This window comes from Ferrovibrio sp. (assembly GCF_029255545.1).
Lineage (GTDB): Bacteria > Pseudomonadota > Alphaproteobacteria > Ferrovibrionales > Ferrovibrionaceae > Ferrovibrio.
In genome coordinates this window covers 1-25,873 of record NZ_JANLJJ010000050.1, presented here as the reverse complement: position 1 = coordinate 25,873, position 25,873 = coordinate 1, and the positions used below count along the sequence as shown (strand labels likewise).

The window sequence follows — 25,873 nt, the reverse complement described above, 5'->3', positions numbered from 1 at the left end:
CAATCTAGCCGGCGGGTCAGCCGTCGCGATTGATGAAGGTCAAGCCGGCCTTATTCCGCCGGCTGTACTGCCGCGATCTTCTGCGCCACCAGCACGGCCAGCGGCTCGGATTTGCCGCGCAGGCTCACCGTCTCGCGCTGCCAGGCCAGCGCCGCGAGCGCATCCGGGCCGGCGCGCTCGGCCACCTCGGCCGAGATCACCAGTTCGGCGCCGAAGTCTTTCGTGGCGCTTTCCAGCCGGCTGGCGGTATTGACCGCATCGCCCACGGCGGTGAGATGCATGGCGCTGCCATGGCCCATCTCGCCGACGATGGCGGGGCCGCAATGGATGCCGATGCCAAGCCTGAGCATCTGGTCGAGATCCATTTTTAGCGCCTCGTTCAGCCGGCTCAGGCCCGCCGCCATGCGCTGCGCCGCGTCCAGCGCGCGGCGGCAGCCTTCCTCGGGGCCTTCCTCGATGCCGAACAGGGCCATCACGCCATCGCCGATGAATTTGTCGAGGCGGCCGCCGGCGCCTTCCACGGCTTCGCCCATCGCCTTGAAATACTGGTTCAGCACGAAGACCACATCGTAGGGCAGCTTGCTTTCGGAGAGTTTGGTGAAGCCACGCAGGTCGGCGAACAGGATGGCGATGCGGCGCTCGGCGCCCTGGGCATGGCTGGCCGCGCCATAGACCACCTTCGCCGGCACGCCGGCGGGCAGCAGCGGCATGATCGCGATATCGGCTTCGGGCCGGATCTGGCAGGCCAGTCGCACGCCCGGCGGCGCGGCGATGCGGTCCAGCACTTTCTGCTCGGCGGTATCCGGCGCCGGCAGCAGGGCGGCGCCCAAGCCGCTGACCCGCACCCGGCAGGTCGAGCAGCGGCCCTGGCCGCCGCAGACCGAAGCATGCGGATAGCCGATGGCGCGACTGGCTTCCAGCACGCTCAGGGCGCCAGCCTGGCCGCGGAAACGTCGGCCATCGGGATAACTGATCGTGATGCTGCCGCGGCGGCGCTGCAGCAGGAACGACAGGCCGCGGCCGATCAGCGCGCTGGCCAGCAGCAGGATCATCACGCCATAGCCAACCTCGATGGCGCGGTAGCCAAAATCCTGCGCGATGGGGCCGGGCCAGTTCAGCGCGGCGCGGAAATCGTCGAGCCAGCCGGGCTGCTGCATCAGCAGCATCACCGACCGGCCGCCGGAGAGGAAGCCGAGGATCGCCGCCATGGGCAGCAGCAGGGCAATGGCATAGAGAAACGGCCAGGCGCGCTCGAAGGCGGGTTTCAGCCGCAGCCAGTAATAGACGCCGATGCAGCCATGGCCCCAGGCGACCAGGATCAGGGCGTTCTGGCGCAGGCCGATCAGCGGCTCCTGCACGAACAGCACCATCAGCACATAGGCGTAAGAGTCGTTCAGGTCGAAGGCCGCGTTCAGGGCGCGGGTGCCGATCACGTGATCGACGACCAGCGGCGGCACCAGCAGGCCGAGCGAGACCTGCACCCAGCCCTGCCAGGGGATGCCGCGGTAATGGCCACGCCGCAGCCAGTTATAGAGCGCCAGCAGCGGATGCAGCAGCGCGGCGCCGTATAGCAGGATGCTGCCGGGCCAGCTGCGCCAGATGAAGGCGAAGACGGCCGCGCCGGCCTCCATCGCCTGCAGCGACACGATGCCCAGCGCATGATTGATCAGGTGCGTGCTCAGGAAGCTGAACAGCAGCAGGCCGGATGCCAGTTTGGTCCGGCTGTAGATATCCTCGAAACGTCCGCCACCCGCCATGGCCGCAGCCTAAGCAGGCGTCGTGCCGCCGTCCAGCTTAAGCCGGCTTCACGGCTCCGCTATCGAGCGGGGCGAACAGCAGCTCGAGATAATTGCGGTAATGCCGGAACTGAGCCGCCACCGCCTTGGGGTCGCGCTGCACCTTGGAGAGGATATAGGCGCCCTCGGCCTGCACCAGGCTCATCTCGGCCAGGGTTTTCAGGTCGACCGGCAGGCGCGGGCGGTAGAGCTTCATCACCGCTTCCAGCTTGCCCAGGATGCGCGTGGTCCAGCTGCTGAACACCGCGCGCGCGACGGCCAGCGTCTGGTCGTCGAACAGCTGGGCCTCGTAGATGAAGGTGGCATAGAGGCAGCCGGGATAGGGCGCGGTCAGCTTGTCCAGCTCTTCCTCATAAAGCCCCATGCAGATCAGGATCTGCTGCAGCGGATCGCGGCTTAACGCCTCGGCGCGGGCCATATTGGCTTCCAGCAGGGCGGCGTCGTGGGCGGCGTCGCGCTGCACCAGGGCCAGGGCCAGGTCGGCCTTGGTCTTGAAGTGATAGAAGAAGGTGCCCTTGGTGATGCCGGCGCGGGCGATCACCGCATCCACCGAGGCGGCGGAAAAGCCGGTTTCCAGGATCAGCGCCTGGGCGGCATCCATGATCGCTGTGCGGGTCGCCGTGCCGTCGCGGGCCATTGGAACTCCTCTAAAGTCCTCAATATAGACCGTCTAGTCGGTTTCACAAGACAGTGAAGGGTAATCCGCTTACCAGTGTGAAATCATAAAAATACCATGATAATCAACATAATACCTCATTCTCTAGGTTGCAGATTGATCTGCGATATATACCTTGACGGCCAGAAAGAATCTTATTTATACCGACTGGTCAGTTTTAGAGACTCATCGGAGACGGACAGATGATGAAGGATTCTCACGGCCAGACCTGCAGCGGCGCCACGTCTGCCGCCCTGGAAGGCTATGAAGAGGCGCTGGCCCAGTTCCATTGCTACCGCGGCAATCCCGTGGCGGCGATCGAGACGGTGATCGCCGGCCAGCCCGATTTCGCCATGGCGCATGCCCTGCGGGCGCATCTGTTTCTCAGCGGCACCGAGGCCGCCGGCCTGGCCCCGGCGCGGGAGAGCATCGCGCTGGCCCGCCGGCATGCCCGCACCGAGCGCGAGAAGCTGCATGTGGTGGCGGCCGATGCCCTGGCGGCCGGCTGCTTCGACGACGCGGCCGAGCGCTTCGACGACATCCTGATTGATCATCCGCACGACCTGCTGGCGCTGCAGATGGGTCATCTGCTCGACTTCTACCGTGGCCAGTCCCGCAACCTGCGCGACCGCGTGCTGCGCGTGCTGCCGGGCTGGGATGCCCGGCGGCCGGGCTGGCATGCGGTGCAGGGTATGCTGGCCTTCGGGCTGGAGGAAAGCGGCGACTATGTCCGCGCCGAGGCAGCCGGCCGCCAGGCCTGCGCGCTGGAGCCGCGTGATGCCTGGGCGCATCATGCCGTGGCGCACGTGATGGAAATGCAGGGCCGCGTGGAAGATGGCATCCGCTGGTCGCGTGAGCGTATCCCGCACTGGGCCGAAGACAACATGATGGCCGTGCATAACTGGTGGCATCTCGCGCTGTTTCATCTGGATCGCGACGAGCATGACGAGGTGCTGGCGCTCTACGACCAACATGTGCGCAGCGGCCAATCCACCGTGGTGCTCGACCTGATCGACGCCTCGGCCATGCTGTGGCGCCTGCATCTGCGCGGCATCGATCCGGGCGCGGCGCGCTGGGGCGAACTGGCCGCGGCCTGGTCCGGCATGGTGCGGGACGGCATCTACAGCTTCAACGACGTGCATGCGCTGATCGGCTTCATTGGCGCCGGCCGCCAGGATCTGATCGAACAGCAGATGGCGACTCTGCAACGCGCTGCTGGCGAAAAGCGTGGCAATAACGCCGCGATGGCGATGCAGGTTGGGCTGCCGCTGGCCCAGGCGCTGCTGTCATTCCAGGCCGGGCATTACGCCGACACGGTTCTGCGCCTGCGGCCGTTGCGTTACATCGCCAGCCGTTTCGGCGGCAGCCATGCCCAGCGCGACCTGCTGGACCTGACGCTGATCGAGGCGGCGAAACGCGACGGCGATCTGGGCCTGGTGCAGGCTTTAAGCGCGGAACGCCTGCATGCCAAACCAGCCAGTCCGATCGCCCAACGCTACCGCATGCTGGCGGCGGCCGGCCGCGCGGCGGCGTGACCGCAATGCGTGAATACCGGCAGGGGCCGGCGCCACCTATACCGTAAAAGCGGGACGCACCTGGTCGGCCAGTGCACGCATCACGGCCTTCCAGTGCTGCTCGGCTTCCGGCCCGGTCGCGGCAAACGCCTTGGCGAAGGCCTGATATTGCAGGTCTGTCAGCTTGCTCTCCAGTGCCGCGCCCTTGGGCGTCAGCGTCAGCAAAGCGAGCCGGCGGTTGGTCGGCGCCGCTTTCTGCGCGACATATCCCTGTGCGACCAGATCGCGCAGCGGCCTGTGCAGGGCCTGACGGGATACGGCCAGCATCTCGATCAGGCTGCCGATGGCAATGCCGGGTTGACGCGCCACCACATAGAGAATGCGGTGGTGCGGCCGCCCGAAGCCCAGCTTGTTGAGCACGCGGCCCGGTCCGGCCACGCCGGCTCGGTAGCCCAGATAAAACAGCGAAATGGTCTCGTCGACCGATCCGCGGAGCGAATCGAGGATATCCCTGCGCGGGACCGGGATGCGCGGAGTGGGGGATTTTTTGGCGACCGTCATGGGCGGAGTCCAGAAACCGGGGCGGATGCGTCTGCGCAGCATACACCAATGATTCCAGAGGGCTAGCAGCCTGATCCGGCGCCGGGCGTTTGATATATCAATACTATTGATATTATCAATAAGATTGATATATTGGCCGCCGTTCAAAGGCGATCCACCCCATGCACCGCATCATGTTCATCCTGCTCTGTTGTCTGATCTCACTGTCGCTGGCCGGCGCTGCCGCCTGGTTCCTGGCGCCGGCGGCCACGCTGCGCGACCTTGTCGTAGCCGTCGAACGTAAACGCGCTGGACTCGCCGCGAAAACGATTCTCGTCCGGGGCCATGCCGTGGCCTACCTCGATGGCGGCCCGATGACCGATGCCGCGCCGATCCTGCTGGTCCATGGCAGCAGCGGCGAGAAGGACAACTGGAACCGCATCGCGCGCTTCCTCATGCCCCGCCATCGCGTGATCGCCATTGATCTGCCAGGTTTCGGCGATAGTCCGCGCTGGCCTGCCCATGATATTGGGCTGCAGGGACAGGTAGCGGCCCTGGCGGCCATCATCGACGCGCTCGGGCTGCGTAGGTTGCATCTTGGCGGCAATTCCATGGGCGCACGCGTCGCGGCGCTTTATGCCGCCGCGCATCCCGACCGTGTGCGCAGCCTTTGGCTCCCCGGCCCGAGCGGGGTCCTGTCGGCCATGCCGAGCGACCTGCTGCGGCATCTGCAGGCGGGTGGCGACAATCCGCTGTTTATCCGCAGCACGCAGGACTATCCCGCGTACCTGGGCTGGCTGATGGCGCATCCGCCGTCCATCCCCGCGCCGGTCAGGCGCGCATTCGCCGAACGCGCGCTCGGCAAAGCGGACTTCCATCGCAGTGTCTTCGACGCTTTTGCCCGCGAAACCGCGTCGTTGGAACTCAGCGTGAGCGGCATGACGGTGCCAACCCGCATTGTCTGGGGCGAACATGACCGCATCTGGCATGTCTCGGGCGCCACGTTGTTTGCCGATCGCTTGGCGCGGGCCTCGCTGCTGCTGCTGCCCTGCGGCCATCTGCCGATGATCGAGATGCCGGAAGCTGTCGCTGCCGACTATCTCGCTTTCCTTTCGTCTCTGCTCACATCCTAGGAGTCCGATCATGCCCGGAATGTTGTTCGCCCTGTTCGCCTATCTCGGTTTTGGTCTCGCTGCGCTGGCCCTGGCGCTATTCATCGCCGCCCCGCTCAGTGCCGGTCTGGGGCTGCCCATTCATGTCGACGCCTCGCTCTGGCCCGCGTCATCGCCCTGGTTCGCCGGCGCTATCGATTTCGGCCTGATCGTATTCTTCGGCCTGCAGCACAGCGTGATGGCACGGCCCGGCTTCAAGCGGTGGATGTCGGCGACGGTGCCGGTGTATCTGCAGCGCGCCGTCTATCTGGTGGCAACGTCAATCATGGTGACGGTGCTGATCGCGTTTTGGCAGCCGCTGCCGGCCATGATCTGGCAGGTGCAGGACAGTTTCGCCGCCACGCTGATCTGGATGCTCTATGGCTTCGGCTGGCTGCTGCTGGTCGCCGCCACCTTCATGATCGACCATTTCGAGCTCTTCGGCCTGTCGCAGCCTTTCCGCCAGTGGCGCGGCCTGCCGGTGCCGCATGACGAATTCCGTACGTCCTGGCTTTATCGCTACATGCGACATCCGATCTATACCGGCTGGCTGGTGATCTTCTGGGCCACGCCGCAGATGTCGGTGGGGCATCTGCTCTTCGCCATTGGCATGAGCGCCTATATCGTGGTCGGCATCATCTATGAAGAACGCGATCTGATCGCAACTTTCGGTGGCCGTTATCGCGATTATCGCCGCCGGGTTCCGGCGCTGATCCCCGGCCTGAAGATCTAGGAGCTGCTGCGATGCCGATGCTGGAAACGGCCGTGGGCCGCCTGTCCTGGTTCGACAATGGCTGTGATGGAGCCGGTGCGCCCCGTCTGATGCTGCTGCATTCCGGCGCTGCCTCGCACCGGCAGTGGCGACCGCTGATCGTGGCGCTTGGCCCCGGCCGGCATGTTGTGGCACCCGACCTGATCGGCCATGGTGAAACGCCCATGCCCGATCACGGTAGGCCCACGCTGGAGGAGGAAGTCGCCCTGCTGACCGCTCTGCTTGAGCGGATGGACGGCCCGGTGCATCTGGTCGGGCATTCCTATGGGGGCGCCATGGCACTGGAACTGGCGCGCCGCCAGCCACGGCGCGTCGCATCGCTGGCCCTGTATGAGCCGGTGGCTTTCGGTCTGCTGCGCGACAGCAGCCAACGCGATGCCTGGCGTGAAATCGCATTGGTGGCGCAACGCCATATCGAACTGGTGGAAAACGGCGATACGCACGCTGCCGCCATCGCCTTCCTCGATTACTGGGTTGGGCCCGGCGCCCTGCGGGCGATGCCCGAGCATATGCAGGTCTATGTCACGGGCTGCATGAGCACGGTGGCGAGCGAGTTCCGCGAACTGTTGCGGGCACGCGAAACCGCTGGCGACGATCTGAAATCCCTGGCCATGCCGGTGCTGCTGCTTTGCGGCAGCGAAACCACGCTGGCGGCGCGTGGCGTGATTGCCGAACTGCGCCGTCTGCTGCCGGCCGCGCGCCATGTAAATCTGGCCGGGGCGGCCCACATGGCGCCGGTCACGCAGCCGGACCGGGTCAATTCTTATCTGATCGATTTCCTACACACGGTCGCGAGGATGACGGAGCGGCAAATGGCCTGATCATGCGCGGATGTTCTCCTGATGATCCGCCCCGTGCGTGCCAAAGCGTGGAACCGGGGTTGTAATCCGGCGTTCGGCTCTTAAATATTCTCAGTAATCCGAGAAATATTTTTTCCCATCACCCGGTTTTCCGGCGGGGCGAGCCGTTTTGATGATCACTCCTGTTTCCACCGGCAGGGCTGCGCCGGCCATGCCGCCGCTGCCGCAATCCGACTGGGCGCTGTTTCTCGATATCGACGGCACGCTGCTCGATATCGCGGAAACGCCCGAGGCTGTCGTGGTGCCGGCCGCTTTGCGCGATCACCTGCGCCTTGCCGCCGCCGCCCTCGACGGCGCGCTGGCGCTGGTTTCCGGCCGTGCGCTGGACAGCGTCGACCGCCTGTTCGATCCGCTGCGGCTGCCGGCCGCGGGCCAGCATGGCAGCGAATGGCGGCCAACGCCGCAGGCAATGATCCGCCCGGTGGCTGTCCGGCCGCTGCCCGATGATCTGCATGACATTGCCGCGCAGCTCGCCGCCCTGCATCCGGGTATCCTGGTCGAACGCAAGAGCCATGCCCTCGCGGTGCATTACCGCCATGCGCCGGAACTGGGGCCTGACCTGGGCGCGCGGCTGGCGGCTGCTCTGGAAGGCCGCGATGGCCTGATGCTGATGCCGGGCCGGCAGGTCTGGGAAATCAAGGATGCCGGCCAGTCGAAAGGCACGGCGGTGGAGCTGTTCCTGCAGCAGCAGCCTTTCGTCGGCCGTCGCCCGGTTTTCATCGGCGATGACCGCACCGACGAGGACGGGTTCCGCGCCGTGGAGCGGGCCGGTGGTTTTGCCCTGCCGGTCGGGCCGCTCAGCCGCAGCTGGCCGTCGCGCCACGGCTTTGCCGATGCTCATGCCGTGCGGGGCTGGCTGGCTGCCTTTGCGGAGCGCGCGCGATGAGCAGGACGCAGAACCGCAATCTCGATCTCGGCGTGATTGGCAATTGCGTGGTGGCGGCCCTGATCGACCGCGATGCCCGCATCGTATGGCATTGCGCGCCGCGGCTGGATGGCGATCCGGTCTTCTGCGACCTGCTGCAGCCCAAATTCGCCAATGAGGGCGTTCTGGCCGTCGAGCTGCGCGGCCTGAAGCAGAGCGAGCAGCATTACATCGAAAACACCGCGGTGCTGGTCACAAGCCTGACCGATGAACATGGCGGCGGCATCCGCATCACCGATTTCTGTCCACGCTTCAAGCAGCATGACCGCGTCTACCGTCCGGCCATGCTGATCCGCCGCATCGAGCCGATCAGCGGCACGCCGGTGGTGCGCCTGCGGGTGCGGCCGTTATTCGATCATGCCGCCACCCAGCCCAGCCGCACCCTGGGCAGCAACCATATCCGCTTCACCGCGCCGGGCGCGGCATTGCGGCTCACCACCGATGCGCCGATCGCCTTCATCGACGCGGAAAGCGAGTTCGTGCTGACCAGCCCGGTCACGCTGATCTTCGGGCCCGATGAAAGCTTCACCGCCTCGATCACCCACATGGCGCGTGAATTCCAGGAACGCACCATCGAATACTGGGTCGAATGGGTGCGTTATCTCTCCGTGCCGTTCGAATGGCAGGATGCGGTGATCCGTGCCGCCATCACGCTCAAGTTATGCGCCGCCGAGGAAACCGGCGGCATCCTCGCCGCGCTGACCACTTCGATCCCCGAGGCGGCCAACACGCCGCGCAACTGGGATTACCGCTTCTGCTGGCTGCGCGATGCCTATTTCACCGTGCAGGCGCTGAACCGCCTGGGCGCGACCAAAACGATGGAGGATTTCCTCCGCTACATCACCACCGTGGTGGCGCTCAATCCCGATGCCGAGCTGCAACCGGTCTATGGCCTGAACCCCTCCGGCAGCCTGGAAGAACGCAGCGTACCGGGCCTGCAGGGATATCGCGGTATGGGGCCGGTGCGGATCGGCAATGCCGCCTTCGCCCAGCGCCAGAATGACACCTACGGCTCCATCGTGCTGGCGGTGGCGCAGATGTTCTTCGATCGCCGCCTGCCGCGCCGCGGCGATGTCGCGCTGTTCGAACAGCTTGAACGCCTGGGCGAGAAGGCGGCGGCGCTGGCGCTCACGCCCGATGCCGGGCTGTGGGAATTCCGTGGCCGCGCCCGGGTGCATACCCATTCGGCGGCGATGTGCTGGGCGGCCTGCCGCCGGCTGGCCAGGATCGCCGGCGTGCTCGGGCTGGACGAGCGGGCGGGCTACTGGCGCGACCATGCCGAAACCATCCGCAAGGCCATTCTCGAGCATGCCTGGAATCCGGAACTGAACAGCTTCGTCGAGAGTTTCAATGGCACCGACCTCGATGCGTCGCTGCTGCTGCTGCAGGAAATCGGTTTCGTCGCGGCCGACGATCCGCGTTTCCTCGGCACGCTGGACGCCATCGGCCGGGGGCTCAGGCGCGGCAACCATCTGATGCGCTATGTGGCGCCCGACGATTTCGGGGCGCCGCACAATGCCTTCTCGATCTGTACCTTCTGGTATGTCGATGCCCTGGCCGCGGTGGGCCGTCGCGAGGAGGCACGGGAGATTTTCGAAGGCCTGCTGGCAGCCCGCAACCATCTTGGCCTGCTGTCAGAGGACATCGACACGACCACGGGCGAGCTATGGGGAAATTTCCCGCAGACCTATTCGATGGTTGGCTTGATCGTCTGCGCCATGCGGTTGTCAAAGACATGGGAGGAGGCGTTTTGGCGCGGCTCGTAGTGGTCTCCAACCGCGTGGCGATGCCGCGCGAACGCCTGAGCCGGGCCGGTGGCCTGGCCGTGGCCCTGCGCGAGGCGCTGCAGAGCCAGGGCGGCCTGTGGTTCGGCTGGAGTGGTGAGGTCAACGAGCAGGCCACGGCCCCCGATCGGCTGGCGCCGCGCCATGCCCGCCAGGGCCGCGTTGAATATGCCGTGCTGGACCTGACGCCCGAGGAGCATCGCCAGTTCTATCTCGAATTCGCCAATGCCACCCTGTGGCCGCTTTGCCATTACCGGCTTGGCCTGATCAATTTCAACCGCGCCAGCTGGGAAGGTTATCTCGCCGTCAATGCCCGTTTCGCCGAGCAGCTGGTGCCGCTGCTCAGGCCCGACGACGTGATCTGGATCCACGATTATCACTTCATCCCGCTGGCGGCTGAGTTGCGCCGGCGTGGCGTGCAGAACCGCATCGGCTTTTTCCTGCATATCCCCTTCCCCGCGCCGGAAGTGCTGGCCGCCCTGCCGGGCCATGAACGGCTGGTGCGCGACCTCTGCGCCTATGACCTGATCGGCTTCCAGACCATCGGCGATGTGCGGGCGCTGAGCGAATACATCCTGCATGAGGCGGGCGGCACGGTGAGCGGCGACTTGGACGGCGCCGATGGCCACATCACCGCCTATGGCCGTTCCCTGCGCATCGGCGCCTTCCCGATCGGCATCGACACCGAGGAATTCGTCCGGATGGCGGTTGCCGGCGCCGGCAGCGCCGAAACCCGCCGGCTGACCGAAAGCCTGGTCGGGCGCAGCCTGGTGATCGGCGTCGACCGGCTGGATTATTCCAAGGGCATCCCGCAGCGCTTCGAGGCTTTCCACCACCTGCTTGGCGCCAGGCCCGAGCATCGCGGCAAGGTCACCTTCATGCAGATCGCGCCGATCTCGCGCGGCGAGGTGGCACAATATCGCAAGCTGCGCAACGAGCTCGACGGCCTGACCGGGCGCATCAACGGCAAATTCGCCGAATTCGACTGGGTGCCGGTGCGGTATCTCAACAAGGCCTTCTCGCGCGAAACCCTGGCCGGATTCTACCGCCATGCCAGGGTCGGTTTCGTTACGCCGCTGCGCGACGGCATGAACCTGGTGGCCAAGGAATATGTCGCCTCGCAGGATCCCGACGATCCCGGCGTGCTGGTGCTGTCGCGCTTTGCCGGCGCGGCGCGCGAGATGCAGGGCGCGCTGATCGTCAATCCCTATGACAGCGAGGCGCTGGCCGAGGCGCTCGACCGGGCGCTGACCATGCCGCGGGATGAACGCCGTTCGCGCTGGGAATCGATGATGGCGGTGCTGCGCGCCAACACCATCACCCACTGGCGTGAGCGTTTCCTCAGCCAGCTCAGGGCCTGACGGCGCCGGTCGCGCCGGTTATGCTGACGGCATGAACATGCTTCTGGTCAGTACCGCTTCCGCCCCGACGGCATCACCTGTCGTCCCGTGGTGGAGTTTCAGCAAGACCGCAATTGCCGTTGCCGCGCTGGCGCTCGTACGCGATGGCCTGCTGCATCTCGACGATGCCCAGCCCGATACGCCCTATACCTTGCGGCATCTGTTGCAGCATCGGTCCGGCCTGCCCGATTACGGTGGCCTGGCCGAATATCAAGCGGCGGTGGAGCGCGGTGACGACCCATGGCCGGCCGCGGATCTGCTGCTGCGATGCGAGGCCGCGCGCCTGCGTTATCCGCCGGGCGAAGGCTGGGCCTATTCCAATATCGGCTACTGGCATCTGGCGCAGATCGTCGCCCATGCCGCGGGCGAGCCGCTGGGCATGGCGCTGGATCGGCTGGCGTTCAGGCCATTGGGCATCGATGGCGTGCGGCTGGCGCAGGACCGCGCCGATCTCGCCGGCCTGCCGGGCAGCGTCGAGGGTTATCATCCAGGCTGGGTCTATCACGGCCTGCTGATCGGGCCGCTGCAGGCTGCCGTGCGGTTGCTGCATGGCCTGCTGACCGGCGACCTGCTGCCATCCGATCTGCTGCAGACGATGCGACAGCCGCATTGGCTGGGCGGCCCGGTCACCGACCGGCCCTGGCTGGCGCCGGGCTACGGTCTGGGCCTGATGTGCGGCGAAACCGCAGCCGGCCTGCATGTGGAGGGCCATAGCGGCGGCGGCCCAGGCAGCGTGGTCGCCGTCTATCACCGTCCGGCCGAAGGCGTCACGGCGGCCGGGTTTTTGGCCGGCGCCGACATGGCCGCGCTGGAGGCGGCGGTTTTCCGATATACTTGACTCAGTCAACCATTCTGCCGACACTGGCGCCGGTATCCGCCGGGGAAGCGCCATGGCCATAAAATACGCTCTCGCGCCGCAGGTCGAACGCATGCGGCAGTTCAACCGCTTCTACACGCACAAGATCGGCGTTCTGGAAGACGGCAAGCTCTATGCCCCCTTCTCGCTGGCCGAGACCCGCGTGCTCTACGAACTGGCCCATCGCGACCGCGTCACCGCCAGCGACCTGGTGCGCGACCTGAGTCTCGATGCCGGTTATCTCAGCCGCCTGCTCGCCCGCTTTGCCAAACAGGGGCTGGTGACGCGCAAGCCGACGAAGGAAGACGCGCGGCAGAGCCTGCTGCAGCTCACCGCCAAGGGCCGCCGGACCATGGCGCCGCTGGAAGCCGCTTCCCATCGCGTGCTGGAACCATTGCTGGCGCGGCTGTCGCCGGCCGAGCGCGCGCGCCTCACCGGCGCCATGACGACGATCGAAACCCTGCTGGGCGACAGACCGGCCGCGAAAGCCGCCTATCGTCTGCGTGATCTGCAGCCGGGCGATCTGGGCTGGGTGGTGCAGGCCCATGGCCGGCTCTATGCGCAGGAATATGGCTGGGACAACAGCTTCGAGGTGCTGGTGGCCGATATCGCGGCCGGGATCATGAAGGATTTCGACCCAGCCTGCGAACGCGTCTGGATCGCCGAGATGGATGGCGAACCGGTTGGTTCGGTCTTCCTGGTGAAGAAAAACAAAACCGTCGCCAAGCTGCGGCTGCTGATCATCGATCCGAAGGCGCGTGGCCTGGGTGTCGGCAAGGCGCTGGTGGCGGAATGCATCGGCTTCGCCCGCAAGGCGGGCTATAAAAAGATCACGCTGTGGACCAACAGCATCCTGACGGCCGCCCGCGGCATCTATGAAAAAGCCGGCTTCAAGCTGGTGGCCAGCGAAAAGCATCGCAGCTTTGGCGTGGACCTGATCGGCGAGACCTGGGACCTCAAGTTGTGAAGCCTTATTGGCCTATCCTGGCGGCCGCCAGCGTCGGCATCCAGGTCGGCGCCGCCATGGTGGCGACGCGCTTCGTGGTGGCGGAAAGCGGCCCGGCCACCCTGGCGATGTTCCGCTATGCCATCGGCGCGCTCTGCCTGCTGCCGGTCTTGTGGTGGCAGAGGCAGCCGATACGCTTCGCCCGGCGTGACATCCTGCCCATCGCCGGACTGGGCATCATTCAATTCGGATTGCTCATTGCATTGCTGAATTTCGGCCTGTCGCTGATTCCCGCCGCGCGCGCCGCCCTGCTGTTCGCCAGCTTTCCGCTGCTCACCATGATCGTCGCCGCTCTGCTCGGTCGCGAAAAACTCACCTTGAACAAAAGCATCGGCGTGCTGCTCACCATCCTGGGCGTGGCGCTGGCACTGGGCGAGCGGTTGCTTGATCCAGCCGGCGGAACGGGGTTCCTCGGCGAAGCCGCCGTGCTGCTGGCCGCGCTCTGCGGCGCCATCTGCTCCGTGTTGTACCGGCCCTATCTGCAGCGCTATCCGACCCTGCCCATTGGCGCCTTCGCCATGCTGGCCAGCGTGGCTTTCCTGCTGCTGCTCAGCATCCCCGAGGGCCTGTTCGCCGGCTGGGCCGGCTACAGCGCGCAAGGCTGGGTCGCCGTGCTGTTCATCGGCGTGTCCAGCGGCATTTTCTACGCCGTCTGGCTCTGGGCCCTGCGCCATGCCTCGCCCACCCGGGTGACGATTTTCCTGGGCTTAAGCCCGGTGGCAGCCGGCCTGTTCGGCGCGCTGTTCCTGGCCGAACCGCTCACGCTGCCTTTACTGGCGGGCCTGGCCGTGTTGCTGCTAGGTCTCTGGCTGGCCACCCGGCCCGATGCCCCGGCAGGACGACAAGTCGGTCAATGAAGATACTGGCGATTTCAGGCAGCCTGCGCGCCGCCTCCACCAACACCGCCCTGCTGCGCGCGGCGCAGCGGCTTGCTCCGGCGGGCATGGCCATCACGCTGTATGACAAGCTTGGCCATCTGCCGATCTTCAATCCCGACGACGATGGCGAACCGGCGCCGGCCCTGGTGCGGGATTTCCGCCGCCGGCTGCAGGATTGCGACGGCCTGCTGATCGCCTGCCCGGAATATGCCCATGGCGTGCCGGGCGGCATCAAGAATGCGCTGGACTGGGTGGTGGGCAGCAGCGAGCTGGTCGACAAACCGACGGCCTTGCTGCATGCCTCGCCACGCAGCGAGATCAGCCGCGGGGCGCTGGCCGAGATCCTGGTGACGATGTCGGCGCGTCTGGTGCCAGAGGCAACCGCAACCGTGCCGCTGCTGGGGCGGCCGCCGGCGGAGATGGACGACATTCTGGCCGGCCCCGTCGCAGAAGCGGATATCCGCGCCGCCCTTGTCGCCTTCGCGGCGGCGGTTGCCGCCAGCCGGGAAGCGGTGGCCGCCGTCTCCTGAATCGTCCATCGCAGCCATCGTCCAGCGCCGCCGCCATGCTAGATTGCATGTTATGGATGTCACGCGCCGGACCTTCCTGTCCGCTTCCGCCGCCGCCATGGTCGGCAGCATCCTGCTGCCGCGCCGTTCAACGGCCGCGGCCCATGGCCTGACGGCTTATGGTCTGACGGCTTATGGTCTGACTGCCGCGCCGGTCAGCCTGCCGGTGGTGCCGGGCCAGCCGGATACCGTGTTATGGGGATACAATGGCGGTTTTCCCGGTCCGCTGCTGCGGGTGAAGCAGGGCGAACGGCTGCGCGCCGTGCTGCGCAATGATCTGCCGCAGGACAGCAGCCTTCACTGGCATGGCATCCGCCTGCCCAACGCGATGGATGGCGTGCCGGGTCTGACCCAGCCGCCGGTGCGACCCGGCGAAAGTTTCGTCTACGAGTTCGATTGTCGCGATGCCGGCACCTACTGGTATCACCCGCACTGGGCCAGCGCCGAGCAGATCGGGCGCGGCCTCTATGGCCTGTTGATCGTCGATGAGGCATCGCCACCGCCGGTCGACCGCGATGTCGCCTGGGTGCTGAGCGACCTGCGGCTCGATAACCAGGCGCAGGTCACCGGGGATTTTCGCCATCCGATGGATCTCTCCCATGCCGGCCGGCTCGGCAACACCGCCTTGCTCAATGGCCGGCTGGCCGAGGCCTTCGCCGTCACACCGGGCGAACGTTTGCGCCTGCGGCTGCTGAATGCCGCCAATGCCCGCATTTTCAATCTGCGTTTTGCCGGTCACGTGCCCTGGCTGATGGCGCTTGATGGGCATCCTGTGGCGCCACGCCGGCTGGAAACTGGCGAAGCGCTATCGCTTGGTCCCGGCATGCGCGCCGACCTGATCCTCGATGCCGCGGCCGCAGCCGGGCAGCGCCATGCCGTGACGGATACCAATCCGCGCGGCGAGGCCTATCGCCTGTTCGATCTGGCTTATCAGGACGGCCCGGTTCAGAGCAGACCCGCCGCCCGGTGGCGCGGCGATCCGCCGCCCGCCCTGCCGGCCAATCCGGTGGCCGAACCCGATCTGGCCCGGGCGGAACGTCTGGCCCTGAAGCTGGAAGGCGGCGCCATGGGTGTCCTGACCGCCCTGCAGGTCGATGGCCGGGAGGTTGGCCTGCGTGAGGCCTTCCAGCGCCACCGCGTCGCCTGGGCGCTGAACGGCCAGGCCCATACCGGCACCTTCCCGGGTGGGGGTCATGCCGGGCATGGCGCACCACTTTTCAGTCTAAGCCTCGGGAAAAGCTATATTTTAGAGGTATTCAACGAGACCGCCTGGCCGCATCCGATGCATCTGCATGGCCATGCCTTCCGGGTGCTGGATGCCCCGGGCCGGCCGCTGCGCGATACGGTGCTGCTGGAACCGCGAGGCCGGACCGCGTTGGCCTTCACGGCCGACAATCCGGGCGACTGGATGCTCCATTGCCATATCCTGGAGCATCAGGCCGCCGGCATGATGGCGACCGTCAGAATCGGCTGAATCTGCCGTAAAACCGGGGCTTAGCCGGCGATCTGCTTTTTGGCGATTTCCAGCAGTTCGGCCAGCTTGGCATGCAGGCGGTGGTCCGAGATGTCGATATTCTTGGCCTTCAGGTCGGCCTGCACCTTGCGGATCACGTCGGCGTCGCCGGCTTCCTCGAAATCGGCGGCCACGACGTCCTTGGCATAGGTCTCGGCCTGGTCGCCGCTCAGGCCGAGCTGTTCGGCGACCCAGAGGCCAAGCAGCTTGTTGCGCCGCGCGGTCGCCTTGAAGGCGAGCTCCTCGTCATGGGCATGCTTCTTCTCGAAGGCATCCTTGCGGTCGTCAAAGGTGGTCATCCGGGCCTCGTTATCATGCGGTCTGGCGTGCCCGTTATATAGGAGAGCGGCGGGTCGGGCCGCAAGTGTCGGCGGCTGCGGGATTTTGCCGCGGAAAACCGCCTTTCCGCCTGTCCGGCCCGGGGGAAATTCCCGCGCTATTCTGCCGCCCGGCGGATTGCGGCAGCCTCCCCCTTGCGCTATTCAATGGCCGAGCAAATTCCCCCGCTTCCCCCAACAGATCACGGGTGTGCCATGACGCGCCGCAGACAGGTCTATGAGGGCAAGGCGAAGGTCCTCTTCGAGGGACCCGAGCCGGGCACTCTGGTACAGTATTTCAAGGACGACGCGACCGCGTTCAACAACAAGAAAAAGGGCACCATCACCGGCAAGGGGGTGCTCAACAACCGGATTTCCGAATACCTGATGACGCGGCTGGGCGAGGTCGGCATCCCGACCCATTTCGTGCGCCGCCTCAACATGCGCGAGCAGCTGATCAAGGAAGTCGAGATCATCCCGCTCGAGACCGTGGTGCGCAATGTCGCCGCCGGTTCGCTGGCGACCCGGCTCGGCGTCGCCGAGGGCACCACGCTGCCGCGCTCGATCGTCGAGTTCTATTACAAGAACGACGAGCTGGGCGATCCGCTGGTCTCGGAAGAGCATATCACCTGCTTCGGCTGGGCCACGCCGCAGGAAATCGACGAGATCATGCATCTCGCGCTGCGCATCAACGATTTCCTGTCCGGCCTGTTCCTCGGCATCGGCATCCGCCTGGTCGATTTCAAGCTGGAATTCGGCCGCTGGTGGCAGAATGACGAGATGCGCATCATCCTGGCCGACGAGATCAGCCCGGATTCGGCGCGCCTGTGGGACCTGAAGACCAACGAGAAGATGGACAAGGACCGCTTCCGCCGCGATCTCGGCAATGTCGCCGAGGCCTACCAGGAGGTGGCGCGGCGGCTCGGCATCCTGCCCGAGGGCGGACCCCGCGACATCAAGGGTCCGGACACCATGCAGTAAGAGGCGCGATACAGGCGCCGTGAGAATACCGCGGCGGCCCTACTAAAGGCCGCCGCAGCTTTTTGAGAAGGACACAGAACTCCATGAAAGCCCGCGTGCATGTTTCCCTCAAGAACGGCGTGCTCGATCCCCAGGGCAAGGCCATCGGCCAGGCCCTGCATTCGCTCGGTTTCAGCGACGTCGCCGAGGTGCGCCAGGGCAAGCTGATCGAGCTGGAGCTTTCTGGCGCGCTCGCGAAAAAGCCGAAGGCCGAGATCGAAGCGGCCGTGAAGGACATGGCGCAGAAGCTGCTGGCCAACACGGTGATCGAGAATTACTCGGTCGAACTGGTGGGCTGAACGAACGGATGATGTCGCGCACGGGTCTCGTTGCGATCGTTGGGCTCCCGCTTCTGGCGGGTTGCTCGGCCGTGCCGCAGCCGACCGCCGTGCAGCCAGTCGCGACCGGCAAGGCGCGCATCATCTTCTACACCGCGCCGGACTACCGCCCGATCATTGCCCATGGCGTGCGCGTGAACGAGGTCGATGTCGGCCGCCTGAACGGCCCCAACCAGGTCAGCATTCGCGAAGTGGAGCCTGGCTCCCATACGGCCGACATGATCCGCGCCGGCCTGTTTGGCGACAAGAGTCCGAAGTCGGCGCAGCAGCGTGAACTGCAGTCCGGCGAAACGTGGTATCTGCGCGTCAATGAACATGGCGTGAACTGCCGAATCGTGAGCGATGCCGAAACCCTGATCATGTCCGGCGTCCTCGGCCTGATGGCCAGCAAGATGATTGACGGTCCGCAGCGGCGCCAGTGCGAATACTACAACCCGGAACTCACGCCCACCTCCGACGAGGTCGGCCGCGCCGCGGTCAACGAGATCGTCTACGGGGTTGCCAGCCCGACGCCTCGCCTCGCCCCGGCCGCCACCGCGCAGGATGCCGGCGATGGCACGCCGGCCGTGACGCTGGAGCAGGTGCGCGGCGAATGGGAGCGCATCCTGCCGGCGCTGAAGCGCCACGCCGAGCGCGAGATCGGCTTCTACGACAGTATTCTGTTTGCCACGCCGGGCCGGACGCGGGTCTTGGAGTGGAAGCTGGCCGACATTCGCACCGATGAACCGGGCAGACTGGATCTCGTGGTGCAGATCGTGGCGGAATCGCTCGATGTGAATCGACGGCTGTCCACGCAGATCAAACTGATTCGATATGGCATCGCGCGTGACGAACAGGCCTATGTGGTTCGCGAGGCCAGCCTGGATCGCGGCTTGGTCATGGCGGCGCAAAACACCCCGGCTGCCGCGGGCGCATACGCACCGGCTCCCAGCCTGCAGGACGTCAAGGCCAACTGGACCACGACCGAACAGGCCCTTCGGCGGCATTTCGAACGGAATGGCAGCTATTACGAATCTATCTTCGTAGCAGAAGCCGGCACGCTCAAACCCTTCAGCTTCATCCCCCACGAAGTGCATCCGGCCCCGGACGGCTACCTGCTGGTGGTCAGCGTCGGCGTCAGCTACAGGGATCAGGCTCGCCGGCTGCTGAGTTCCGCCAGCCGGGACATGATCTATCAGATGGGGCAGGTCGACGATGCCATCGTCGTGCATCAGGTTAGCCAAGCAAGAGGTACGCAATGACCAACGCCGGCAGGTGTAAGGAATCGCCATGAAAGCTGCGCTGATTACTTTCCCCGGTTCCAATCGCGAGCGCGACATGCGCATGGCGCTGACCAAGGTCAACAACGGCAAGCCGCCGGTTGACGTCTGGCATGGCGACAGCGGTTTGCCCGAGGGCATCGACCTGATCGTGCTGCCTGGCGGCTTTTCCTACGGCGATTACCTGCGCTGCGGCGCCATGGCGGCGCATTCGCCGATCATGCGCGAGGTGAAAAAGCGCGCCGAGGCCGGCGTGCGCGTTCTGGCGGTGTGCAATGGCTTCCAGATCGCCTGCGAGGCCGGACTTCTCCCCGGCGTGCTGATCAGCAATGCAGGGCTCAAGTTCATCTGCAAGGACGTGAATCTGCGGGTCGAGACCACGGCCAGCGCGTTCACGAAGAAATACCGCAAGGGCCAGACCATCCGCGTGCCGGTCGCCCATCACGATGGCAACTACACCGCCGATGCCGATACCGTGAAGCGCCTGGAAGACAACGACCAGATCGCCTTCCGCTACGCCGATCCGCTCGGCACGGTTTCGCCGGAAACCAATCTCAATGGATCGGTCGGCAACATCGCCGGCATCTACAACGCCAAGAAAACCGTGCTGGGCCTGATGCCGCATCCGGAAGATGCCACCGATCCCGTCTGCGGCGGCCTGGATGGCATGGGCCTGTTCGAGAGCATCGCGGAGAGCCTGTCGTGAGTGACGTTAAGAAGGCCGTGCAATATCCCGCCGACCTGATGGGCCTGACCAGGGACGAATACGATCTGGTGCTGCAGATCATGGGCCGCGAGCCCAACCAGGTGGAACTCGGCATCTTCTCGGTGATGTGGTCGGAGCATTGCTCCTACAAGTCATCGAAGAAATGGCTCAAGACCTTGCCCACGAAAGCACCCTGGGTGATCCAGGGCCCCGGCGAGAATGCCGGCGTGATCGATATCGGCGACGGCCTGGCCGCCATCTTCAAGATGGAAAGCCACAACCATCCCTCCTTCATCGAGCCCTACCAGGGCGCGGCCACCGGCGTCGGCGGCATCCTGCGCGACGTCTTCACCATGGGCGCGCGGCCCGTCGCCAATCTCAACGCGCTGCGCTTCGGCGCGCCGGATCATCCCAAGACCCGCCATCTGGTGTCGGGCGTGGTGCATGGCATCGGCGGCTACGGCAATTGCGTCGGCGTGCCCACCGTGGGCGGCGAGGTGAATTTCCACCCCAGCTACAACGGCAACATCCTGGTCAACGCCATGACCGTGGGTCTGGCGAAAACCGACAAGATTTTCTATTCGGCCGCCGCCGGCCTGGGGAATCCCGTCGTCTATGTCGGCTCCAAGACCGGGCGCGACGGCATCCACGGCGCCTCGATGGCCTCGGCCGAATTCACGGATGACAGTGAAGAAAAGCGCCCCACCGTGCAGGTCGGCGACCCCTTCACCGAAAAGCTGCTGATCGAAGCCTGCCTCGAGCTGATGGACACCGACACCATCGTCGCGATCCAGGATATGGGCGCGGCAGGGCTGACCTCGTCGTCCTTCGAGATGGCCTCAAAAGGCGGCATGGGCATCGAGATCGACCTCGACAAGGTGCCGGCCCGCGAAACCGGCATGACGCCGTATGAATTCATGCTCTCCGAAAGCCAGGAGCGCATGCTGATCATCCTCAAGCCGGGCTCGGAGCCGCAGGCCGAGGCGATCTTCAGGAAGTGGGAACTCGATTTCGCCGTGATCGGCCATCTCACCGATACCGGCCGCATGGTGCTGCGCTTCAACGGCGAGCAGGTCGGCGACCTGCCGATTGATCCGCTGGCCCAGGCTTCGCCGGAATACGATCGCCCCTGGGTCAAGACGCCGCCGCAGAAACCGCTGGGCCGCGTCAACCATCCGCTGCCTTTCGTCGAGGCGCTTGGCAAGCTGGTCGGTTCGCCCGACATGGCCTCGCGCCGCTGGATCTGGGAGCAATACGACTATCTCGTGCGCGGCGACACCGCGCAGGTGCCGGGTGGCGACGCGGCCGTGGTGCGCGTCGAGGATCACCCGAAGAAGGCCCTGGCGATGAGCGTGGACTGCACGCCGCGCTACTGCTTCGCCGATCCGGTCGAGGGCGGCAAGCAGGCGGTGGCCGAAACCTGGCGCAACATCACCGCCGTCGGCGCCCGTCCGCTGGCCATCACCGACAACATGAATTTCGGCAACCCCGAGCGGCCCGAGATCATGGGGCAGTTCGTCGGCGCGGTGGATGGCATCCGCGAGGCCTGCCTGGCGCTGGATTACCCGGTCGTGTCGGGCAACGTGTCGCTCTACAACGAAACCAACGGCAAGGGCATCCTGCCCACGCCCGCCATCGGCGGCGTCGGCGTGCTCGACGACGTGGCCCGGATGGCAACGCTGGCCTTCAAGCTGCCCGGCGAGGCCATCCTGCTGGTCGGCCAGACCAACGGCCATCTCGGCCAGTCGGTTTACCTGCGCGACATCTGCGGCCAGGAAGCCGGCCCGCCGCCGCCCGTCGACCTGAAGGTTGAACGGACCAATGGCGATGCCGTGCGCCTGCTGATCACCGAGGGCATGGTCTCGGCGGCGCACGATTGCGCCGATGGCGGCCTGGCGGTCGCCCTGGCCGAAATGGCCATGGCGTCCGGGATCGGCGCCGCGGTGACGCTGCCCGCGGGCGATGCCTTCGAGATCGGCTTCGGCGAGGATCAGGCCCGCTATCTGGTCACCTGCCCGGCCGCCAGGGCCGAGGCGGTGATCGCCGCCCTGGAGGCCGCCGGGGCGCCGGTGCAGAAGTTGGGCCTCACCGGGGGGGATGCATTGACCTTTGCCGGCCTCGGCGCCATATCGGTCCAGGCGCTGCGGTCGGCCCATGAGGGCTGGCTGCCGCGCTACATGGCCGGCGAACTGTAAAAAAGACCGGAAAAGAAGGACCGCTGACGATGGCGATGGATGCCACCGAAATCGAGACCATGATCAAGGCGGCCCTGCCCGACGCCCAGGTGCGCATCGACGACCTGCGCGGCGACGGCGACCATTATGCCGCCACGGTGATTTCGGCCGCTTTCGCCGGCAAGACCCGGGTGCAGCAGCACCAGATGGTCTATGCCGCGCTGAAGGGCCGCATGGGCGGCCAGCTGCATGCGCTGGCCCTCACCACGCAAACGCCTTAACACGAAATCCGCAGGGGACATTCGCCATGAGCGAGAAGGAACAGACTTTCGAACGCATCCGCGAGGAACTGGCCGGCAACGATGTCGTGCTGTTCATGAAGGGCACGCCGGTGTTCCCTCAGTGCGGATTCTCGGCAACGGTCGTGCAGGTGCTCTCCCGCCTCGGCCTGAAGTTCAAGGGCGTGGATATCCTGGCCGATCCGGCGATCCGCACCCACCTGAAGGACTTCTCCGAGTGGCCGACCTTCCCGCAGCTTTACGTGAAGGGCGAGTTCGTCGGCGGCTGCGACATCGTGCGCGAGATGTACCAGAGTGGCGAGCTGCAGGATTACCTGAAGCAGAAGGGCGTCGCCTACCAGGAGGCGTAACCGCCGCCTGCCGCCCTCCGGTGTGGCATTCAAGGGCGTGGACAGTTAACCTGTCCGCGCCTTTTTTCTTTGTTCAGGACCCGAGCGCGCCATGCCCAGCACCAATGCCGAAACCCTGATCCAGCGCTATTACGACGCCTTCAACGACAAGGATGTCGAGGGTTTCCTCGCCTTGCTCACCGACGATGTGGTGCATGACATCAACCAGGGTGAGCGCGAGACTGGCAAGGCGGCCTTCCGCGCCTTCCTCGAGCGCATGAACCGCTGCTACGAGGAAAAGATCGTCGACCTGTTCGTCATGACGAATGCCGATGGTACGCGCGCGGCGGCCGAGTTCACCGTGCTGGGCGTTTACCTGGAAAGCGACGAGGGGCTGCCGCCGGCCGAAGGCCAGCGCTACAGCCTGCCGGCCGGCGCCTTCTTCGAGATCCGTGACGGCAAGGTGGCGCGCATCTCCAACACCTACAATCTCAACGACTGGCTCAGGCAGGTCGGCGGATGAATGGCAACGGCGGCGCGATCCGCGTTGTCAGGTTCACGGGCGAGCAGATGCGCGCCCGGCTCGACGACCTGGCGCGGCTGCGTATCGTGGTCTTCCGCGCCTGGCCTTATCTCTACGAAGGCTCGCTCGACTATGAGCGCGGCTATATCGCGCGCTACGCCCAGGCGCGCACCGGCACCATCGTCGTGGCGCTGGATGGAGACGCGGTCGTGGGCGCCTCCACCGCCCTGGCGCTGGACGAGGAAACCGATACCGTGCGCGCACCCTTCGTGGCGGCCGGCATGAACACGGCGGAGATTTTTTATTTTGGCGAATCCGTGCTGCTGTCGGATTATCGCGGCCATGGCATCGGCGTGCGGTTTTTCGAGGAACGCGAGGCAGCGGCGCGGAGCTTCGGTTATCCGCTCTGCTGTTTCTGCGCGGTGCAGCGGCCTGGGGATCATCCGATGAAACCGGCCGATTACGTGCCGCTGGATGCCTTCTGGGGCAAACGCGGTTATGTCAAACGCCCCGACCTGGTGACCAGCTTTTCCTGGCTCGACATCGGCGAAACGCAGCAGACGGCCAAGCCGATGGTCTACTGGATGAAAGACCTGCGCGCATGAAGATAGCCGAATGAAGATTTCCTGCGCGCAATACCCCATCGGGACATTCGCCTCGCTGGAAGACTGGCGGGCCAATGCCGCGCGCTGGGTGGACGAGGCAGCCGGGGCCGGCGCGCAGCTGCTGCTGTTTCCCGAATATGGCGGCATGGAGCTGGCCTCCCTGCTGCCCGAGGCCGTGCAGCGCGACCTCACCGGCCAGATCGCGGCGATGCAGCAATATCGCGATGCCTTCGTCGAAACCTATGCGGCTCTGGCGCGGCAGCATGGCGTGTTCGTCGTCGGACCCAGCCTGCCGGTGAAACAGGGCGATGGCTTCGTCAACCGCGCCTATGTCTTCAGCCCCGCCGGCGCGATGGGCTTCCAGGATAAACGCCAGATGACGCGCTTCGAGCGCGAGGACTGGATCATCGGCGGCGGCGCGGACCTGAAGATGTTCGAGGCGCGGATCGGCGGCGAAACGATCCGCTTCGGCATCGACATCTGCTACGACATCGAATTCCCGCTGATCGCCCATGCCCAGGCCGCTGCCGGTGCCGATCTGGTGCTGGCGCCCAGCTGCACGGATACGCTGGCCGGCGCCAACCGCGTGCTGGTCGGCGCCCGTGCCCGGGCGCTGGAAAACCAGGTCTATGTCGCGGTGGCGCCAACCGTGGGCAATGCGGCCTGGTCGCCGGCGGTGGATGTGAATCTCGGCTGGGCCGGCGTGTTCGCCGCGCCCGACCGTGGCCTGCCTGATGATGGCGTGATCGTGCAAGGCAAGCTGAACGCACCCGGCTGGGTTTACGCCGATCTGGATTTCGGCCTGCTGCGCCGCGCGCGCGACAATGCCCAGGTCTTCACCCGCCGCGACTGGGACGGCCAGATGCGGCCGTCCCTCGCCGTCGCGGTGGAAACGCTCTGACGCTTAAGCGTCCACCAGTTCGCGCGCAGGCTTATAGGCCTTCGCCGTTTCGGCCACGCGCTGGCCCAGATGCTTCGCCGTTTCCAGGTCGCTGGCGATCGGACCATGCTCGGGGCCCTGGTCGGCATTCGACTGCGCCATGGCGCCGAGGAAGCTGCCCAGGCGGTTGAGGTCGTTCACGCTGCCCTTGGAATTGTTGTTGCCCGGCATCAGGCCGAGGCTGACCCAGAGCATGCCGTGCTGCGCGGCGAAGACCGAGATCTGCAGCAGCGTGTTCAGCTTGTCGCCCGACTGCGAGGCCGAGTTGGTGAAGCCGGCAGCCAGCTTGCCGTTCCACTGGCCCCAGACTTTCGAGGTGCCGTCCATCCAGGTTTTGAACGGCCCCGAGACGCTGCCCATGTAGGTGGGCGAACCGAACACGATGGCGTCGGCGGCAGTCAGCTCGGCGACGCGGGCTTCGGCCTCGGCCACCGGGATCAGCAGGGCCCTGGCGCCGGCGACGCGGGCGACGCCGTCTGCCACGGCTTCTGCCTGTTTCTGGGTGTGGCCGTAGCCGGAATGATAGACGATGGCAATGCTGGTCATGGATAAGCCTCTGTTCTGCAAAGGATTTATTGATTACCTAAAGCAAGTTAGTTACTTCAGGTAATCGCAAATATGTGGCCTTGATTTCTTTAGTAAAGTAGGTACTTAAAAGTAAGTTCATTTCTTGAACCACTCTGTAGCCGCCGTCACGCGCTCCGGTGCACGGATTGGCCGCAACAAGGATTATGCTGATGTCTGCCATGCCCGATTCCGTCGCCTCCCTCTCCGCCAAGCCGAAGGCAGCCGGCCCTGCCGCCGCGTTGCCCGCCGCCACTCTGCCGGATGCCAAATTCGCCTGTCCGGTCGATGCCGTGCTGCGGTTGCTGATGGGGCCGTGGACGACCTACATCCTCTATGTGCTGCGCAACCAGGGGCCGCGCCGCTTCGGCGAGCTGAAGCGCGAGATCAGCGGCATCTCGGCCAAGGTGCTGACCGAACGCCTGCGCATGCTGGAAGAGGCGCGGCTGGTGCATCGCGACTATCGCGCCACCATTCCGCCGCAGGTGACCTATTCGCTGGCGCCGCGCGGCGAGGAGCTCAACCCGATGCTCGACATGCTGCACGACGTCGCGCTGCGCTGGCGCCGGGAAGACGCGCC

28 protein-coding genes are annotated in these 25,873 nt (G+C 65.6%); 23 read left to right on the top strand and 5 right to left on the bottom strand.

Features of this window, described 5'->3' with window-relative positions:
- Positions 1 to 50: 50 nt before the first annotated feature.
- On the bottom strand, positions 51 to 1,757 hold the full coding sequence (locus Q1J79_RS10225) for an adenylate/guanylate cyclase domain-containing protein (RefSeq protein WP_300299864.1): 1,707 nt from the start codon (positions 1,755 to 1,757) through the stop codon (positions 51 to 53).
- A 37-nt stretch (positions 1,758 to 1,794) separates the two neighbouring features.
- Positions 1,795 to 2,433: a TetR/AcrR family transcriptional regulator gene (locus tag Q1J79_RS10220; protein WP_300299862.1), complete on the bottom strand. Its 639-nt coding sequence runs from the start codon at positions 2,431 to 2,433 to the stop codon at positions 1,795 to 1,797.
- A gap of 221 nt (positions 2,434 to 2,654) precedes the next feature.
- Between Q1J79_RS10220 and Q1J79_RS10215 the strand changes: the two genes are divergently transcribed.
- The gene (locus Q1J79_RS10215) at positions 2,655 to 3,986 is read left to right on the top strand and encodes a tetratricopeptide repeat protein (protein WP_300299860.1); all 1,332 of its coding nucleotides are present in this window, start codon (positions 2,655 to 2,657) and stop codon (positions 3,984 to 3,986) included.
- A gap of 36 nt (positions 3,987 to 4,022) precedes the next feature.
- Here Q1J79_RS10215 and Q1J79_RS10210 read toward each other — a convergent pair whose 3' ends face one another.
- A complete protein-coding gene (locus tag Q1J79_RS10210) occupies positions 4,023 to 4,526 on the bottom strand; it encodes a MarR family transcriptional regulator (protein ID WP_300299858.1) in 504 nt (167 codons plus the stop codon).
- Positions 4,527 to 4,687: 161 nt separating this feature from the next.
- Between Q1J79_RS10210 and Q1J79_RS10205 the strand changes: the two genes are divergently transcribed.
- The 11 genes from Q1J79_RS10205 to Q1J79_RS10155 all read left to right on the top strand — a co-directional run bounded on the left by Q1J79_RS10205 (position 4,688) and on the right by Q1J79_RS10155 (position 16,180).
- Entirely contained in the window at positions 4,688 to 5,638 is a 951-nt protein-coding gene (locus Q1J79_RS10205) for an alpha/beta fold hydrolase (RefSeq protein ID WP_300299856.1), read from the top strand.
- 10 nt (positions 5,639 to 5,648) lie between these two features.
- Positions 5,649 to 6,389 carry a hypothetical protein gene (locus Q1J79_RS10200; RefSeq protein ID WP_300299854.1) on the top strand — a complete coding sequence of 247 codons (741 nt, stop codon included), beginning with the start codon at positions 5,649 to 5,651 and terminating at the stop codon, positions 6,387 to 6,389.
- Positions 6,390 to 6,400: 11 nt separating this feature from the next.
- On the top strand, positions 6,401 to 7,249 hold the full coding sequence (locus tag Q1J79_RS10195) for an alpha/beta fold hydrolase (RefSeq protein ID WP_300299852.1): 849 nt from the start codon (positions 6,401 to 6,403) through the stop codon (positions 7,247 to 7,249).
- A gap of 151 nt (positions 7,250 to 7,400) precedes the next feature.
- Positions 7,401 to 8,174: a trehalose-phosphatase gene (gene otsB / locus Q1J79_RS10190; RefSeq protein WP_300299850.1), complete on the top strand. Its 774-nt coding sequence runs from the start codon at positions 7,401 to 7,403 to the stop codon at positions 8,172 to 8,174.
- A complete protein-coding gene (locus Q1J79_RS10185; RefSeq protein ID WP_300299848.1) occupies positions 8,171 to 9,979 on the top strand; it encodes a glycoside hydrolase family 15 protein in 1,809 nt (602 codons plus the stop codon). The genes otsB and Q1J79_RS10185 overlap by 4 nt, the downstream gene beginning before the upstream one ends.
- The gene (gene otsA, locus Q1J79_RS10180; protein ID WP_300299846.1) at positions 9,964 to 11,358 is read left to right on the top strand and encodes an alpha,alpha-trehalose-phosphate synthase (UDP-forming); all 1,395 of its coding nucleotides are present in this window, start codon (positions 9,964 to 9,966) and stop codon (positions 11,356 to 11,358) included. The genes Q1J79_RS10185 and otsA overlap by 16 nt, the downstream gene beginning before the upstream one ends.
- A 31-nt stretch (positions 11,359 to 11,389) precedes the next feature.
- Entirely contained in the window at positions 11,390 to 12,235 is an 846-nt protein-coding gene (locus tag Q1J79_RS10175; protein ID WP_300299844.1) for a serine hydrolase, read from the top strand.
- A 52-nt stretch (positions 12,236 to 12,287) separates the two neighbouring features.
- Positions 12,288 to 13,220: a bifunctional helix-turn-helix transcriptional regulator/GNAT family N-acetyltransferase gene (locus tag Q1J79_RS10170; protein ID WP_300299842.1), complete on the top strand. Its 933-nt coding sequence runs from the start codon at positions 12,288 to 12,290 to the stop codon at positions 13,218 to 13,220.
- The gene (locus Q1J79_RS10165; RefSeq protein ID WP_300299840.1) at positions 13,217 to 14,116 is read left to right on the top strand and encodes a DMT family transporter; all 900 of its coding nucleotides are present in this window, start codon (positions 13,217 to 13,219) and stop codon (positions 14,114 to 14,116) included. The genes Q1J79_RS10170 and Q1J79_RS10165 overlap by 4 nt, the downstream gene beginning before the upstream one ends.
- Entirely contained in the window at positions 14,113 to 14,667 is a 555-nt protein-coding gene (locus Q1J79_RS10160; protein ID WP_300299838.1) for an NADPH-dependent FMN reductase, read from the top strand. The genes Q1J79_RS10165 and Q1J79_RS10160 overlap by 4 nt, the downstream gene beginning before the upstream one ends.
- 52 nt (positions 14,668 to 14,719) lie before the next feature.
- Positions 14,720 to 16,180 carry a multicopper oxidase family protein gene (locus Q1J79_RS10155; RefSeq protein WP_300299836.1) on the top strand — a complete coding sequence of 487 codons (1,461 nt, stop codon included), beginning with the start codon at positions 14,720 to 14,722 and terminating at the stop codon, positions 16,178 to 16,180.
- Between the two features lie 20 nt (positions 16,181 to 16,200).
- Here the strand turns inward: Q1J79_RS10155 and Q1J79_RS10150 are convergent, their stop codons facing one another.
- A complete protein-coding gene (locus Q1J79_RS10150) occupies positions 16,201 to 16,518 on the bottom strand; it encodes a DUF1476 domain-containing protein (RefSeq protein WP_300299834.1) in 318 nt (105 codons plus the stop codon).
- Positions 16,519 to 16,752: 234 nt separating this feature from the next.
- Here Q1J79_RS10150 and purC point away from each other — a divergent pair, with 234 nt between their 5' ends.
- The 10 genes from purC (at position 16,753) to Q1J79_RS10100 (ending at position 24,690) form a co-directional block, all read left to right on the top strand.
- Positions 16,753 to 17,517, top strand: a complete 765-nt coding sequence (purC, locus tag Q1J79_RS10145) for a phosphoribosylaminoimidazolesuccinocarboxamide synthase (RefSeq protein ID WP_300299832.1) — start codon at positions 16,753 to 16,755, stop codon at positions 17,515 to 17,517.
- Positions 17,518 to 17,600: 83 nt separating this feature from the next.
- The gene (gene purS / locus Q1J79_RS10140; RefSeq protein WP_300299831.1) at positions 17,601 to 17,855 is read left to right on the top strand and encodes a phosphoribosylformylglycinamidine synthase subunit PurS; all 255 of its coding nucleotides are present in this window, start codon (positions 17,601 to 17,603) and stop codon (positions 17,853 to 17,855) included.
- Positions 17,856 to 18,028: 173 nt separating this feature from the next.
- Positions 18,029 to 19,135 carry a hypothetical protein gene (locus Q1J79_RS10135; protein ID WP_300299830.1) on the top strand — a complete coding sequence of 369 codons (1,107 nt, stop codon included), beginning with the start codon at positions 18,029 to 18,031 and terminating at the stop codon, positions 19,133 to 19,135.
- A gap of 28 nt (positions 19,136 to 19,163) precedes the next feature.
- Entirely contained in the window at positions 19,164 to 19,859 is a 696-nt protein-coding gene (purQ, locus tag Q1J79_RS10130) for a phosphoribosylformylglycinamidine synthase subunit PurQ (protein ID WP_300299828.1), read from the top strand.
- A gap of 38 nt (positions 19,860 to 19,897) precedes the next feature.
- Positions 19,898 to 22,054 (top strand): phosphoribosylformylglycinamidine synthase subunit PurL, encoded by a 2,157-nt coding sequence (gene purL / locus Q1J79_RS10125; protein ID WP_300299917.1) that lies wholly within the window; start codon positions 19,898 to 19,900, stop codon positions 22,052 to 22,054.
- A 29-nt stretch (positions 22,055 to 22,083) separates the two neighbouring features.
- Positions 22,084 to 22,314 carry a BolA family protein gene (locus Q1J79_RS10120; RefSeq protein WP_300299826.1) on the top strand — a complete coding sequence of 77 codons (231 nt, stop codon included), beginning with the start codon at positions 22,084 to 22,086 and terminating at the stop codon, positions 22,312 to 22,314.
- Positions 22,315 to 22,340: 26 nt separating this feature from the next.
- Positions 22,341 to 22,682 carry a Grx4 family monothiol glutaredoxin gene (grxD, locus tag Q1J79_RS10115; RefSeq protein ID WP_300299824.1) on the top strand — a complete coding sequence of 114 codons (342 nt, stop codon included), beginning with the start codon at positions 22,341 to 22,343 and terminating at the stop codon, positions 22,680 to 22,682.
- 91 nt (positions 22,683 to 22,773) lie between these two features.
- Positions 22,774 to 23,184, top strand: a complete 411-nt coding sequence (locus Q1J79_RS10110; RefSeq protein WP_300299822.1) for a ketosteroid isomerase-related protein — start codon at positions 22,774 to 22,776, stop codon at positions 23,182 to 23,184.
- Positions 23,181 to 23,789 (top strand): GNAT family N-acetyltransferase, encoded by a 609-nt coding sequence (locus tag Q1J79_RS10105; protein WP_300299820.1) that lies wholly within the window; start codon positions 23,181 to 23,183, stop codon positions 23,787 to 23,789. The genes Q1J79_RS10110 and Q1J79_RS10105 overlap by 4 nt, the downstream gene beginning before the upstream one ends.
- Positions 23,790 to 23,799: 10 nt before the next feature.
- The gene (locus Q1J79_RS10100) at positions 23,800 to 24,690 is read left to right on the top strand and encodes a carbon-nitrogen hydrolase family protein (RefSeq protein ID WP_300299818.1); all 891 of its coding nucleotides are present in this window, start codon (positions 23,800 to 23,802) and stop codon (positions 24,688 to 24,690) included.
- Between the two features lie 3 nt (positions 24,691 to 24,693).
- On the opposite strand, the gene Q1J79_RS10095 is transcribed toward Q1J79_RS10100, so the two are convergent.
- The gene (locus tag Q1J79_RS10095) at positions 24,694 to 25,275 is read right to left on the bottom strand and encodes a flavodoxin family protein (protein WP_300299816.1); all 582 of its coding nucleotides are present in this window, start codon (positions 25,273 to 25,275) and stop codon (positions 24,694 to 24,696) included.
- Between the two features lie 191 nt (positions 25,276 to 25,466).
- Between Q1J79_RS10095 and Q1J79_RS10090 the strand changes: the two genes are divergently transcribed.
- The coding region (locus tag Q1J79_RS10090; protein ID WP_300299814.1) for a helix-turn-helix domain-containing protein at positions 25,467 to 25,873 on the top strand (407 nt) is incomplete at its 3' end.

What these genes read in the sequence shown, in the direction of transcription:
- Q1J79_RS10170 (WP_300299842.1), top strand. Translation starts at nt 12,288, where the DNA reads ATGGCCATAAAATACGCTCTCGCGCCGCAGGTCGAACGCATGCGGCAG.
- Q1J79_RS10185 (WP_300299848.1), top strand. Translation starts at nt 8,171, where the DNA reads ATGAGCAGGACGCAGAACCGCAATCTCGATCTCGGCGTGATTGGCAAT.
- Q1J79_RS10110 (WP_300299822.1), top strand. Translation starts at nt 22,774, where the DNA reads ATGCCCAGCACCAATGCCGAAACCCTGATCCAGCGCTATTACGACGCC.
- Q1J79_RS10160 (WP_300299838.1), top strand. Translation starts at nt 14,113, where the DNA reads ATGAAGATACTGGCGATTTCAGGCAGCCTGCGCGCCGCCTCCACCAAC.
- Q1J79_RS10210 (WP_300299858.1), bottom strand. Translation starts at nt 4,526, where the DNA reads ATGACGGTCGCCAAAAAATCCCCCACTCCGCGCATCCCGGTCCCGCGC.
- Q1J79_RS10100 (WP_300299818.1), top strand. Translation starts at nt 23,800, where the DNA reads ATGAAGATTTCCTGCGCGCAATACCCCATCGGGACATTCGCCTCGCTG.
- purL (WP_300299917.1), top strand. Translation starts at nt 19,898, where the DNA reads ATGGGCCTGACCAGGGACGAATACGATCTGGTGCTGCAGATCATGGGC.
- Q1J79_RS10105 (WP_300299820.1), top strand. Translation starts at nt 23,181, where the DNA reads ATGAATGGCAACGGCGGCGCGATCCGCGTTGTCAGGTTCACGGGCGAG.
- Q1J79_RS10195 (WP_300299852.1), top strand. Translation starts at nt 6,401, where the DNA reads ATGCCGATGCTGGAAACGGCCGTGGGCCGCCTGTCCTGGTTCGACAAT.
- purQ (WP_300299828.1), top strand. Translation starts at nt 19,164, where the DNA reads ATGAAAGCTGCGCTGATTACTTTCCCCGGTTCCAATCGCGAGCGCGAC.
- Q1J79_RS10120 (WP_300299826.1), top strand. Translation starts at nt 22,084, where the DNA reads ATGGCGATGGATGCCACCGAAATCGAGACCATGATCAAGGCGGCCCTG.
- Q1J79_RS10205 (WP_300299856.1), top strand. Translation starts at nt 4,688, where the DNA reads ATGCACCGCATCATGTTCATCCTGCTCTGTTGTCTGATCTCACTGTCG.
- Q1J79_RS10155 (WP_300299836.1), top strand. Translation starts at nt 14,720, where the DNA reads ATGGATGTCACGCGCCGGACCTTCCTGTCCGCTTCCGCCGCCGCCATG.
- Q1J79_RS10200 (WP_300299854.1), top strand. Translation starts at nt 5,649, where the DNA reads ATGCCCGGAATGTTGTTCGCCCTGTTCGCCTATCTCGGTTTTGGTCTC.
- Q1J79_RS10225 (WP_300299864.1), bottom strand. Translation starts at nt 1,757, where the DNA reads ATGGCGGGTGGCGGACGTTTCGAGGATATCTACAGCCGGACCAAACTG.
- Q1J79_RS10220 (WP_300299862.1), bottom strand. Translation starts at nt 2,433, where the DNA reads ATGGCCCGCGACGGCACGGCGACCCGCACAGCGATCATGGATGCCGCC.
- otsB (WP_300299850.1), top strand. Translation starts at nt 7,401, where the DNA reads ATGATCACTCCTGTTTCCACCGGCAGGGCTGCGCCGGCCATGCCGCCG.
- Q1J79_RS10150 (WP_300299834.1), bottom strand. Translation starts at nt 16,518, where the DNA reads ATGACCACCTTTGACGACCGCAAGGATGCCTTCGAGAAGAAGCATGCC.
- purC (WP_300299832.1), top strand. Translation starts at nt 16,753, where the DNA reads ATGACGCGCCGCAGACAGGTCTATGAGGGCAAGGCGAAGGTCCTCTTC.
- Q1J79_RS10175 (WP_300299844.1), top strand. Translation starts at nt 11,390, where the DNA reads ATGAACATGCTTCTGGTCAGTACCGCTTCCGCCCCGACGGCATCACCT.
- purS (WP_300299831.1), top strand. Translation starts at nt 17,601, where the DNA reads ATGAAAGCCCGCGTGCATGTTTCCCTCAAGAACGGCGTGCTCGATCCC.
- Q1J79_RS10215 (WP_300299860.1), top strand. Translation starts at nt 2,655, where the DNA reads ATGATGAAGGATTCTCACGGCCAGACCTGCAGCGGCGCCACGTCTGCC.
- grxD (WP_300299824.1), top strand. Translation starts at nt 22,341, where the DNA reads ATGAGCGAGAAGGAACAGACTTTCGAACGCATCCGCGAGGAACTGGCC.
- Q1J79_RS10095 (WP_300299816.1), bottom strand. Translation starts at nt 25,275, where the DNA reads ATGACCAGCATTGCCATCGTCTATCATTCCGGCTACGGCCACACCCAG.